At 38.2% G+C, this 12,415-nt stretch carries 11 protein-coding genes; 5 read left to right on the top strand and 6 right to left on the bottom strand.

Annotated features, from left to right (window positions below; all coding sequences use genetic code 11):
* Positions 1-11: 11 nt before the first annotated feature.
* The 6 genes from H6G17_RS09610 to H6G17_RS09630 form a co-directional block, all read right to left on the bottom strand.
* Entirely contained in the window at positions 12-527 is a 516-nt protein-coding gene (locus H6G17_RS09610) for a class I SAM-dependent methyltransferase (protein WP_192156538.1), read from the bottom strand.
* Positions 528-708: 181 nt separating this feature from the next.
* The gene (locus tag H6G17_RS09615; RefSeq protein WP_192156540.1) at positions 709-1,575 is read right to left on the bottom strand and encodes an ABC transporter permease; all 867 of its coding nucleotides are present in this window, start codon (positions 1,573-1,575) and stop codon (positions 709-711) included.
* Positions 1,576-1,915: 340 nt separating this feature from the next.
* On the bottom strand, positions 1,916-2,680 hold the full coding sequence (locus tag H6G17_RS09620) for an FkbM family methyltransferase (protein ID WP_192156542.1): 765 nt from the start codon (positions 2,678-2,680) through the stop codon (positions 1,916-1,918).
* Positions 2,681-2,683: 3 nt separating this feature from the next.
* A complete protein-coding gene (locus H6G17_RS09625) occupies positions 2,684-3,946 on the bottom strand; it encodes a glycosyltransferase family 4 protein (protein WP_192156544.1) in 1,263 nt (420 codons plus the stop codon).
* Between the two features lie 388 nt (positions 3,947-4,334).
* Complete coding sequence (locus tag H6G17_RS34000; protein WP_277875963.1) at positions 4,335-4,469, bottom strand: hypothetical protein; 135 nt, start codon at positions 4,467-4,469, stop codon at positions 4,335-4,337.
* Positions 4,470-4,983: 514 nt separating this feature from the next.
* Positions 4,984-5,847 carry a DUF3102 domain-containing protein gene (locus H6G17_RS09630; protein ID WP_192156546.1) on the bottom strand — a complete coding sequence of 288 codons (864 nt, stop codon included), beginning with the start codon at positions 5,845-5,847 and terminating at the stop codon, positions 4,984-4,986.
* A gap of 802 nt (positions 5,848-6,649) precedes the next feature.
* On the opposite strand from H6G17_RS09630, the gene H6G17_RS09635 reads away from it, so the two are divergent.
* From H6G17_RS09635 to H6G17_RS09655, 5 genes are all read left to right on the top strand, one after another.
* Complete coding sequence (locus H6G17_RS09635) at positions 6,650-7,780, top strand: glycoside hydrolase family 99-like domain-containing protein (protein ID WP_192156548.1); 1,131 nt, start codon at positions 6,650-6,652, stop codon at positions 7,778-7,780.
* Entirely contained in the window at positions 7,768-8,712 is a 945-nt protein-coding gene (locus H6G17_RS09640) for a glycosyltransferase (RefSeq protein WP_192156550.1), read from the top strand. Before H6G17_RS09635 ends, H6G17_RS09640 begins: the two co-directional genes overlap by 13 nt.
* A 128-nt stretch (positions 8,713-8,840) precedes the next feature.
* On the top strand, positions 8,841-9,800 hold the full coding sequence (locus H6G17_RS09645) for a hypothetical protein (RefSeq protein WP_192156552.1): 960 nt from the start codon (positions 8,841-8,843) through the stop codon (positions 9,798-9,800).
* Between the two features lie 55 nt (positions 9,801-9,855).
* Complete coding sequence (gmd, locus tag H6G17_RS09650) at positions 9,856-10,935, top strand: GDP-mannose 4,6-dehydratase (RefSeq protein WP_192156554.1); 1,080 nt, start codon at positions 9,856-9,858, stop codon at positions 10,933-10,935.
* 64 nt (positions 10,936-10,999) lie between these two features.
* On the top strand, positions 11,000-11,935 hold the full coding sequence (locus tag H6G17_RS09655) for an NAD-dependent epimerase/dehydratase family protein (protein ID WP_192156556.1): 936 nt from the start codon (positions 11,000-11,002) through the stop codon (positions 11,933-11,935).
* The last annotated feature ends 480 nt before the right edge of the window (positions 11,936-12,415 follow it).

Here is a 12,415-nt window from a genome sequence, read left to right on the forward strand (position 1 = left end):
AAATATCTAACTCATCGCTTCTTCGCTTTAAGCCAGTATGCAGCTGGAAAATTAGGCACGGAATTATCTATTGACTTGAGTTCGAGAATTTTGTAATCATCTCGCAGCATATATCTCAGACCATGCTCAGTAAAACGCCAGTAATCATTTGGAGCCATATGAATTGCTTGTCGGAAAGGTAAACCGAGTAACAAAATACCTCCCGAGCGGAGAATTCTAGTTATCTCCTTTAAGCCAGCAAGATAGTCATCAACATGTTCAAGCACACCAGAGCAGAACACGCAATCAAATGTGTCATTCTGAATTTGCGGCATCGATCGCACGTCAAGTACCAGATCGACATTGAACTCGGAAGTGGCTTCTGATGTGGTATAGGATGAGCATTTCTGGAAATAATCTCGATACCGTCCTCCGTCATTATCTTCGTCAGTATCGCTGCCAATAGAAAGAACACAGCCCTCAATATTTGCTGCATGATACTTAAGCCACTGGTTTGATTCTTGTCTTGACTGTGAGGCTTTCGACAAGGTAGTGACTTTTAGAGTGTTGCGCCTATCAAAAATATTTAGTATTGAAACAGGGAGGGAACGTTGCGCTAGTACTTTAATCATAAAGCAATATTCTTAACTTCCAAAATGAGTTTTTAGTAGAATTCAGAGCGATCGATTTAAGTACTTAAAATTCTGCTCTGTGAAAATTTAATTCTTTTTAAGAACTTATTCTCTCAACTACAAAAGGCATGGCTAGACGGTATACCAACCATCCTAAGAGCAGCCCTAGTATGGCAAGAAGACTCACAAGCCAAAATCCAAATGGATTTGATACCACACCTGTTGTCGTTAACTCCCGCGTCGTTACTAGTAAAGGAGTGACTGGATTCAGTTGCACAAGTTTTGCTAATCCTCCTCCGTTAGGAAGTGGATAAACTACTGGCGTTAAAAATAGCCAAAAGCCAGTAATGTAAGTAATCCCTTTGAGAATGTCGTTATATAAAACTCCTAGAGGTGCTAGTAGCAAACCGAAACATGTTCCTAGTATGATTAAGTGAATTAATGCTACTGGCGCTAAAATTGCAGTCCAACTTACTGGGATCTGATACCACAAAAACAACGCTATAATTAAAATTAACTTAATAGCAAAACTAAAAAATATCTGACCTAGTTTAGCTAGAATCAGTGCTTCTCGCGGAAAATTAATTTTAACCAACATTTGCTTTGCACTAGTAACTGCTTGAATAGGGCTAGTTAGTGCTTCTACGAATGTCTGCCAAAGGGTCATGCTAAACATCACGTAAGCTGGATAAGGCATGTCTGTTGCTCCAATATTTACGATATTGGTATTGTTAGCAAAAGTGAAGCCCAAAGCTGTGATAATAGGTGGAATTACAGCCCAGCAGATGCCAAGTAAGGACTGGCGATATTGAGCGCTAATGTCTCGTACCATTAACTGCCATGCTAGTTCCCGAGAAGCAAGTAGATCTCGCGCCATCTCTTGACATAGCCGAACCGGATTTCTCAGTTGGCTATCGGGCTTATAAACTACTTTAGACAATTTTTGGTTAACTAATCGAGTCATCTGCGGCTGTTTACCCCTTGTTTTATATATAAATTAGCTAGAATTCTAGATTAGCTTTTTAGTTTCTCAATCTAAGTTTTAATCTCTTCGTGAGTTGGTCAAAAATAAACTTTTTTCAATATTGGATAGTTTTAGATGTTATTTACATGCTATTCTGGAGAGTGAATGATGTCGATACCATAAAGTTCAGTCCTAAGAGATTTGAATGACATTCATTTCTAAGGTTGTAAAGATTGCTAAATTTTGTTCAAAAAATACACTGTTCGCACCGAACAAAATGAGAAAATAACGAATGCTAGAGCCGGAGCTTCTATTGAGTCAATTGTGTCTTTACCTATAGCTATTGAATTTTCACAAAAATATCTCCATAATTGTATTCCTGGCGAGAACGAAAACTATTAGGAAAAGACTGAAGAAATTCTTTGACGGGTAACCATTCCTGAAATGTAAATAGTAACGTTTCTGCTGGCGTAATATTAATATGTAATTCTCCAAGGTGCGACAAATAGTCAATACAGGCAAGAGTTTTATCAATATTATCTCCCTGAAGATGGTATTCAAATGAAATTAGGGGTATTGGTTGTGTTAATCCCTTTAAAACTTCATACTCCCATCCCTCAACATCGATCTTGCAGTATCGTGGTTTGCCAAATTTAGCGATCGCGCGATCGAGAGTCACTACAGGTACATAAACACTAGATACAACTTCACTTACTGTCCAATTCTGGTCTAAGCTTGAGTGAGCGTGGTGAGTATGAACGTACAATTCAGTAATCCCAGGTTCTGCACCAACGGCGCATTCACATTTAGTCAATTTGCTACGATAGCGACTGCATCGTGCTGCAAGTTCTTTCATACAGTTAGGTTGTGGTTCAAATGCTACTACTCTCATACCGGCTTTGAAAAGTGCTTCTGTCTTCTCACCAATGTTTGCACCAATATCGAAGCATAGGCTGTCGGGTTCTAATAGCTGAGAGTAGAAGGTGACTTCTTGATGAAATTTTACTAGACGCTCTTGTTTTAGCAATCGCCAATATAGGGTTCGAGCTGGGTGATACAACCGATTAGACTGATATAGATGTTTTATGGTAGAAAGGTTTGCCATATCTCAATTCCTAGTAATTTTGTAGCCTGCTCCAGGCATGATAAGTGTATTGTCAGTACACAGTTCAACCTTTTCAGAAGGTGTAGACAAATCTTGTTTTCTTTCCAGCATCTCAGTTATGAGTTCTCTAGCTTTGGCTACTGCAACCTGCCAATTTAGACGCTCTTGGTATTCCGATCGTGTAGCTTTTGCTAGCCGAATATATAGATCGAAATTGCGAAAAGTCTCTTCGATGTATGCAGCATATGTAGAAGCGGGCGTGCTTGCTGGAAAATATACACCATTTTTTCCGTTTTTAATAATGGTGGGAATACCACCCACGGAACTCGTAACGCAAGGAATACCAAATGAACAAGCTTCACATAGAACGCAACCGTAAGCCTCTGCACGGGCTGGATGAACCAAAAAGTGAGATTGTTCGAGTAGATGCTGCAACTTTGTACTGCCTTCACTGGTAAACTTATCTACCCGCCCGTGAATGCGAACTTTATGACTGATTGCTGGATCGACTGCGAAGTCTGAACCGATAATATCCAACGTCGTAGGAATGCCCCTCTGATTTAGAATCCGACAAATCTCAACAGCGGTATCACCACCTTTGCGTTCCCACTCAATACCAATAAATAGTAAGCGGCACAAATCGCGCGATCTGCCAGTGATATAGCGCTCAGTATCTTCTGAACTCACTACAAAATCATGGTTCGCACCAAATGGTACCACTGCGACTTTGGCAGATGGAATACCATAAGTTGAAGTCGCAGTTTTATACGAACATTCAGAGGAAAATATATTTAAGTCTGCACGATTCATTGCCTTACACTCGTGCTTATGAGCCCACTCAACGCTTCGGGGATGAAGATTTGAGTATACTTTGTAAGCGTCTTGTATGTCAGCAAAATTAGCATCTCGCCAATAGACAAGTGGAATACTAGGCGGGAAGTGAGCCATCACAGTAGAATCTTGAGCGAGCAAAACATCTACTTTTCGATCGGCAACTAGCTGCTCCGCCTGCCGCGCCATTTGCGCTAGAATCACAGGATGGTATTTACCATAGGCATGTGGAGTAAACACTTTTAATCGATTAAGTACTTTAATACCCGTGTTCACAGACTGAGCTATTAAGTTCTGTTGAACTGGACCAATATATTCAACTCGATCTCCTTGAGCTTCAAATTCTTTGAGAACATGCCATATAATCCCAGAAAATGCTCGGCGGCGAATCTCTGGATCTGCTAAATTCCATCGAGAAACAAATCCAATTCTCATTATTAACCTACTACAATCTTTTTAGTTGCTTGTGAATTAAACTAGTTTTTAGTTAAAAGTTAAAAAATTGCGATCGCCAATCAGTATAGGTAAATCCATACTATGCTTGATATACATACATACGCTCGAAAGACTTCACTTTTAAAGTTTGGAGAAACGTTACACTCATGATAGCTGTTAAGCTCAAACTTTGTTGATATGGAAAAGTTCTGATATTTTATGAAGGATAAGCGACGCTATGAATATATGGCGGTTCTATTTGAATTACGAACATCTAATTGGGACATCTAATAATAGTTAATATTGGTTAAATACGCCTGCAATATACTATTCAGTTTGCAGTTAGTTGAGAAGCCTATAAAAATATCTATAAGTAATAGAACTTATCTTATTCTTGAAGTTCTACAAAAAACTTACCATGTTCTCCACACAATAATTCTTCCACGGTAGAACTACTCTCAATAATTTGTTGTCGATCGCCTGAGTTGCTCATAGGAAACAGAAATAATTTATGTTTTCCCATATACCATAACCGTCGATTACAATAAGGACAGTAAATAGGTGGAATGTTTCGATCTTGTCCACAGTGCTTTTCAAGCATAAAAGAGTATAGTTGAATAAGGATAAGTGTTGATGGCAACGAGTACTTTACTTTGAAATAAAATAATCGTTGTCATACTTGTCTTTTGCGATCGGTTATCATATTTCAACATTTATCACCTTTAACTCAAATGAAATTACTATCTCGTGTGCGCGTAGTAATTTCATTTAAACTATAAATATCAGTTTAATTTACCAATAGCTAACAATCGGGAATGATTAGTAAATATATTATTAAATTCACGGTTTGTTTAAAAGTAATATAGATTAATGACTTATTGGATTTATTTTGTTTAAGTCTAAATTTAAAGGGTTGATTTAAAAAACATTATAAATGATGAAAGCAAAATCTATTTTTTTCAGACTAAATATGCAGTAGCTCGTAGAAATAGCTACTACCCAACATTTTATACCAAGTGGTTCAACTCAATATCAGGCTAATTGTCTAATGTCCGAAGCTCTGAAGGAACGCGCTCGGCGATCGCATACCAAACAGAAAGAATTTGAGCGTCAGTCAAGCGCTCTATATGATTAATAAAAATCTGACAAAGCAGGTCAGTATTATTATTAGCTAATAATGAAATTGTAGAGAAGTTAGCATTAGCTACGGTGTAACTCAAATGATTTTCGTTTGAGTTTTGAAACAGCGACTGCCCATACACAATTGGTTCTGAAGTATGACTTTCAGACTGTAGCTTTTGCTCATTTATTAGTAAATCAGATGTAGGTACGATAGAAACAGAAATAGGTTGTTGTGGATAATTTACTGCTGTTAAAGATGAATCTTGCCCTAAAGTTTTAGCATCAATATCAATTGTAACTGTTTCGGTTTCAGGTTGAACGACTTTTTTATATTTCTGAGTAATTACCTTAGCTTTGGAGTAAGTAATTGTCTCTCCTGAACTAGCGCGACGGAGAGCCTCTTGACGAGCTACTTCAGGTGTAGAAGGAGCAGCCAAGAGATAAAGGGCAGAATTAGCAATATTTAAATGGGTAAAATTTACACATTTAAACTGTTCGCTGACCTGGATAAATTTAGTTGAAGCAGAAACACTCCAATCAAATTCAGCTTTTAGCCACTTTCGGAAACGTCCATGTTCTAACTGTTGCTTAACTGCTCTCAACTTTTGTCCGATATGAATAATATCTTGAGAGGTACGACGCATTAAACTTTTGATTTCACTGGTATTTTGCTGAATAGCGGCTCGCGTTTCACTGTCTAGTTCGGCATAGTTAAAAGTGACCATATCGGAAGTAGATGAGAGTTCTTGCAATTCAGACGATAGCTGAGTGGAAGCCATAGAAATTATTCTCCTTCTCTCAGAATTCAAAAATGCCAGAGCTATTGATCTTGTATTGAAGTATAAATTTTATTTAACAAATAGCTCTTCATATAAACAAACTACTAATTTTAAATATGCGGAGTCTATTAATTACTGTCCAGGCGGGAAAGTTCAGGTATCTTATAGCAGTTAATTGATAGTATTGCCAAGGGAGTAGTAGGTTGGTAGAGTAAAAGCTTTTCACTATATTGTTGTTATTGTAGCGATCGCTAAATTACTAATATTGGCTCAAACAGAGAACTGCGGTTTTTATCCAAGTACGTATCTTTTTTTGTGAGGGAGCGCGAAGCTAAATAAAAAATCAAAAAAGAATATTAAAATTCGCAAGAAAGCGCGATTACTACGGAATTTAAAATTCAATAATTCTGAATTAGAAAACTAGTTATACTTAAACTTCTCAGTTCTTAGTGAGCGCTCTCTCTAAAGTTATAGATAATTGTTCTTTCTGCTACAGGCAATAAGATTTTATAAACTATGGAACCGTTCCTGAACTTTCCTGTATCGACAAGCTTTATAGAGAGGGAAATAATAGAATAGTATTTACTCAAACAACGCTCTTTATTCTTTTGTTAATGAAGAAGGCAAGCATAGCGAATGCTTTATGTTATTCATGATGCTCGGGTTTGAAAAACTCAATTTTGACCGTACTCTGTTGAATTCATCCAAAATAGCTTACTTACTGGTTTAGCTCAAACTAATCGTTCTGACAATTTGAACAAATAGTATTGATTTAACAAAATTTATTATTCTTAGCTGTGATATGCAAGCTCGCCTAATTGCTTTTTACCTTCCTCAGTATCACCCTATCCCAGAAAATGATGAATGGTGGGGTAAGGGATTTACTGAGTGGACTAACGTCACTAAAGCTAAACCTTTATTCTCAGAACATTATCAGCCTCACTTGCCAGCCGATTTGGGTTTTTATGACTTGCGTTTATCTGAGACTCGTCAGGCTCAAGCAGACTTAGCTAAAGAGTATGGAATTTATGGTTTTTGTTATTATCACTACTGGTTCAATGGCAAGCGTTTATTAGAACGCCCTTTTAATTATGTTCTAAATTCTGGAAAACCAGATTTTCCTTTTTGCCTTTGTTGGGCGAACGAAAATTGGACGAGAAGATGGGATGGTAAAGAGCAGAATTTGCTGTTCAAGCAAGTTTACAGCGAGGAAGACGATAGGCTACACATGCAGTGGCTTGCTAAGGCATTCTCAGATCGTCGATATATCAAAGTTGATAATAAGCCTTTATTTTTAGTGTATCGAGCTACAAAATTACCAAACCCAAAGCAAACCGTAAAAATTTGGCGTGAAGAGGCAAAAAGGCTTGGTGTTGGAGAAATTTTTCTCTGTAGAGTCGAAAGTTTTGCTAACGAACGAGAAGATCCGGGATTGATTGGTTTTGATGCATCTGTGGAGTTTCAACCCGACTGGACTCAACTAGGTTTGCCTCTGCAAAAAGGTAGGCTTTGGCATCTAGCTAGGAAGTTAGGATTAGCTCATCAAGCTTATGGAAATCACAACATATATGAGTACTCAACTGTTGTTAAACATATGCTAGCGAAGTCAAATCCAACCTATCAGCGATTTCCTTGTGTAACGCCGTCGTGGGACAATACTGCACGCCGTCAAGCTGGTGCAATAATTTTTCAAAATTCTACACCTCAAGTTTACGAGTCTTGGTTAAGAACGATTGTTGACAAAACTTTAGTCAATAACTGCTCTACCGAGAAAATTGTTTTTATCAATGCTTGGAATGAGTGGGCTGAGGGTAATCATCTTGAACCTTGTCAGAAATGGGGACATGCTTATTTAGAAGCTACTCGAATGGCACTGAGAGATAGGAAAACTGACTTTACAACCTACTTATCAAGAGAAACATGCCTAAAGTAAGCGTTATTATTCCAAATTATAATCATGCACAGTTTCTCGAACAACGCATCCAAAGTGTCTTAGATCAAACTTATCAAGATTTTGAAATTATTTATTTAGATGATGCTTCTACAGATAATAGTAATGAGGTATTTGCAAAATTTGCTAACAATTCTAGGATTCGAGCAGTTTACAATCAAACGAATAGTGGCTCTCCATTTAAACAATGGAATAAAGGAATTCGTTTAGCACAGGGAGAGTATGTTTGGATTGCCGAGTCAGACGACTGCGCAGATAAACGACTGCTTGCAGAGCTGGTTGACAAGCTAGATAACAATCCTACAGTTGGGTTAGCCTATTGCTTGTCATGGTTTATTGATGAGTGCGATCGCTCTATATTTAATAGTAAGGATTTACTCTATTTCCCTGACAAGGAACGATGGGAGAAAGATTTTGTAAATAATGGAATAGATGAATGTAGTAAATACCTAATTTTTGAAAACATAATTCATAACGCTAGTGCGGTTTTGATTAGGCGTAGTATATACGAAAAAGTAGGATATGCAGATGAATCTTTGCGGCTCTGTGGAGACTGGTTGCTGTGGGTAAAAATGCTTCTCGTTTCTGATATTGCTTTCATAGCAGAACCGCTTAACTATTACCGCGCACATTCAGAAACAGTAAGATATGAAGCTAGTAGAAATGGGGTCTTTGCTGAAGAAAGCTATCAGATTGTGCGTTATATTTTAGCTAACATAAGTTGCTCAAAAGAAGTTGTCGAGCAAGTCTGCGAAACCAGAATTCATCGGTGGTTGAAGATCGTGTTTTCCAAAAATGAGAGAATATCTTGGAAACGTCAATACAAAATCTATAAAGTTGCTAGTACAGTAGACTCAAAACTTAAGTTTCGACTTACTAAAAAAATTCTTAAAAAGCTTTTAGTAAACGTTTAGTTTTGGAGCATTCAGCATAGTTCTTGATTTTTTTGCTTGTAGCCTAAACCTTTTATCCTACGTCAGTTTGTTAGTACTGAATGAAAGAAGAATAACTTACCGACCTAAAAAAAGAAAGGATAATCTTTATGAAACTTGCAAGCTCAATCCGGTATGGCGGTCAATTAGTGGCAGCAGAAGAATGTAGTTATGATGATTTTTTATTATTAGGTCTTCATTGCCCAGAATGTCAGGAACCTGTTATTCTACGAAATACTTATCAAAGACAACTCCAAAATGGAAAAATCGTTAATATAAGTGCTACATTTGTTCATAGAAAAGCGATCGATCCAGCCACAGCTCAATTATGCCATTTGCGCGTCAGTCGTTACGATAAAACAGAGATCGAGCATCGTGCTTCAATCGCCAGGGGTCAACGAGAAAAACTCTTAAATATGTGGTTTTGGGAGGTCTTTGGTGCTTATAGTCCTTCGTTTAACATGTATAAGAATCTTTTACAAAAAGAGGGCTTTCCCAAACATTGGTCGCCAAGGCTAAAACTCTTTAAGCAATACGTTAAGGAAAATAAACAACAGATTCTCAAAACTGCCAGACTGCTTGTGGAGAAATCTCCAAGCGTTCTTGACAGAGCCACTCTACTAAATCCTTCTTCTGATGCAAAAGAGCAAAAAAATCATTTTTTAAAAGTTGCTAGGCGTGTTAGTAAACTTAATATCGAACTACACTTAGCTATTTGTTCAGAAGTTTTAGATTTCTTATCACAACCTCGCTCTAACGACCTACTCCTTAAGGTTGCAATGTTGTGCGTATTAGCAACGCACATGAGTGAAGATAGCACCTCGCTAGCAATAGAAGAAGTACTACCGATATCATGGTTTGTATCATGGCTAGTTTTCACCCCGTGGGCAGATGAATTTGCTAAATTATCTGAAAAATCTCGTCCAGAAGAACATACTACACAACAGCTCAAACAGGCAGAAAAGGCTCTGAGGCGTATGGTTAGACAGTGCAGAGCCAGAAAACAACCTTACGATGAGGCTCAGCTCAGGAAGCAGTTGCTTTCTACTGTTTCAGTTGCTAGAAATTAACTCGACTAACGTAATAACTTAGAAATTTAGATTAAAGATATAAAAGGTACTGAGGATGCAACAACAAAAGCGCGCGTTAATTACTGGCATCACAGGACAAGATGGCTCTTACCTCAGTGAGTTTTTGTTAGAGCAGGGCTATGAAGTGCATGGTATTATTCGTAGAACTTCTACATTTAATACTGACCGAATCGATCATATCTACGAAGATCCGCACCAAAAGGGAGCGCAGTTATTTTTGCACTATGGAGACTTAACTGATGGCACTACATTACGTCGCATTTTAGAAGAAGTTCAACCAATAGAAATTTATAATTTAGGCTCTCAATCCCATGTGCGCGTGAGTTTTGACTCGCCAGAATATACTGTAGATTCGGTGGGAATGGGAACGCTACGCTTGTTGGAAGCGATTCGCGACTACCAGCACAGAACTGGAATTCAGGTACGGTTCTACCAGGCAGGATCTTCAGAAATGTTTGGTTTTGTACAGGAAGTGCCGCAAAAGGAAACCACACCATTTTATCCACGCAGTCCTTATGCCTGTGCTAAAGTTTACGCCCACTGGCAAACAATCAACTATCGCGAATCATATGGACTATTTGCTTGTAACGGCATACTGTTTAACCACGAAAGCCCGCGACGAGGAGAAACTTTTGTCACTCGCAAGATTACACGCGCGATCGCTCGGGTTGTCGCTGGCAAGCAAAAAGTTCTCTACTTGGGCAATCTTGATGCCAAAAGAGACTGGGGCTATGCCAAGGATTATGTCAGAGCCATGTGGATGATGTTACAGCATCCACATGCAGATGATTATGTTATTGCAACCGGTGAAACCCACTCGGTGAAGGAGTTCCTCGATCTCGCTTTTAGTTATGTCAATCTGGATTGGCAGCGTTATGTGGAATTTGACGATCGCTACCTCAGACCAGCAGAAGTAGACTTGTTGATCGGAGATGCTACCAAGGCGCAACAACATCTGGGCTGGAAACCTTTAGTAACGTTTGAGCAACTAGTAGCCTTAATGGTAGAAGCCGACTTGAGAGCTATAGGTCAAACTTCACCTAACTGTAGTGGTACGTATGCGATCGAGGATATTGCCACAATTCGGCATGAAATGATTTCTTCCCATAACTAAAGTAGTCATAAAATGACCTGTCGAAGTCATTATTTTTTTATCTAATTGAGGTTGTTATCAACCAATGGTTACTCAATCGAGATCGGTTTTAGTAACAGGCGCTGCCGGCTTCATTGGTCGATACGTCTCCCGTTACTTTTTAAGGCAAGGTTGGACTGTTATCGGTATCGATACTTCTTCCATTAAACATGCTTCCCTACTCAACTTATCAGCCTATTACCAAATTCATCTACCAGATATGACATTAGGCGATTTGTTACAAAAACACTCTCCTCAAGTTTGTATTCATTGTGCTGGTAGCGCCTCCGTTAATTTATCTGTTACCGATCCAGCTAAGGACTTCTACGCTAATACAGGAGTGACATTTGAGCTACTTAATACTTTGCGTCTTAATGCTCCAAATTGTCGGTTTATATTTTTATCGAGTGCAGCAGTTTATGGAAATCCGCAGTCACTTCCTGTGAGTGAATTTCATTCTCCTCTGCCAGTTTCACCATATGGATTTCATAAATGGCAGTGCGAACAACTGTGTTTAGAGTTTACCAATGTTTATGGTTTACCAACTGCTAGCGCTAGAATTTTTTCAGCTTACGGTCCTGGTTTACGACGACAGGTAGTTTGGGATATTTTTCAAAAAATCATTACGCAAAGGTCGCCAACATTACAAGGAACGGGTCGAGAAAGCCGTGATTTTATTCATGCTATTGATATCGCTGCGGCTTTATTTGTTATTGCCACTACTGGCTCTATGCAAGGTGAAGTTTATAATATTGGTAGCGGTCGTGAGGTGACTATTGCAGAGTTAGTAAGTTTAGTTCTAGATACACTATGCCACGACTGTAATCCAGACTTTGATGGAGTTGTACCCATAGGTGTACCGCTTTATTGGAAAGCAGATACAACGAAATTAAGTACTTTAGGATTCGATCCAACTGTGAGTTTGGAACAGGGCATTAGCTCTTTTGCAAGCTGGTGTCGTGCGGAATTAGTAGGGGTATAACTAATAGGTCTACTATGAGGCGTAATGAGTGATATAAAAAAATTAATGTATCTAGAGGATCTCTATCTCTAAACCGAGGCAGACAGGAATATATGATTTTTTTGAGACAACAAAATAATTAGATAGATTGAGGTACAAATAAATTAATACTAACGATGAAGCTTCAACGATCTACTGCTAATACACTAATCCAGTCAAGCTCGATTAAACATACATTTATTTTTACAAATTAATTTTTTATTTTGCTATTATTTGCTATTATTTAAAGTAAGTTAAAAAGGATAGTAACACTCAGGTAAGTCATAGTTGTTTGAGTCATGCATATCTGACTAGCTGACTTCTGTTGCAGTATGAGGTTTCCAAGAAGATATTCCGAATACATTTTAGCTACCTTAGATAAGATAGGTTGGTCTTTAACAGAAATAATGAAGTTATCCGACCGTTATTTTTATTATTTTTAGCTTCCGAAATCCGCTATTG

It is taken from the genome of Chroococcidiopsis sp. [FACHB-1243] (assembly GCF_014696895.1).
In the GTDB taxonomy this organism is placed as follows: Bacteria; Cyanobacteriota; Cyanobacteriia; order Cyanobacteriales; family Chroococcidiopsidaceae; genus Chroococcidiopsis.

Coding starts and splice junctions, on each gene's coding strand:
- H6G17_RS09615 (WP_192156540.1), bottom strand. CDS start 1,575: ATGACTCGATTAGTTAACCAAAAATTGTCTAAAGTAGTTTATAAGCCC.
- H6G17_RS09620 (WP_192156542.1), bottom strand. CDS start 2,680: ATGGCAAACCTTTCTACCATAAAACATCTATATCAGTCTAATCGGTTG.
- H6G17_RS09625 (WP_192156544.1), bottom strand. CDS start 3,946: ATGAGAATTGGATTTGTTTCTCGATGGAATTTAGCAGATCCAGAGATT.
- H6G17_RS34000 (WP_277875963.1), bottom strand. CDS start 4,469: ATGGGAAAACATAAATTATTTCTGTTTCCTATGAGCAACTCAGGCGAT.
- H6G17_RS09630 (WP_192156546.1), bottom strand. CDS start 5,847: ATGGCTTCCACTCAGCTATCGTCTGAATTGCAAGAACTCTCATCTACT.
- H6G17_RS09635 (WP_192156548.1), top strand. CDS start 6,650: ATGCAAGCTCGCCTAATTGCTTTTTACCTTCCTCAGTATCACCCTATC.
- H6G17_RS09640 (WP_192156550.1), top strand. CDS start 7,768: ATGCCTAAAGTAAGCGTTATTATTCCAAATTATAATCATGCACAGTTT.
- H6G17_RS09645 (WP_192156552.1), top strand. CDS start 8,841: ATGAAACTTGCAAGCTCAATCCGGTATGGCGGTCAATTAGTGGCAGCA.
- gmd (WP_192156554.1), top strand. CDS start 9,856: ATGCAACAACAAAAGCGCGCGTTAATTACTGGCATCACAGGACAAGAT.
- H6G17_RS09655 (WP_192156556.1), top strand. CDS start 11,000: ATGGTTACTCAATCGAGATCGGTTTTAGTAACAGGCGCTGCCGGCTTC.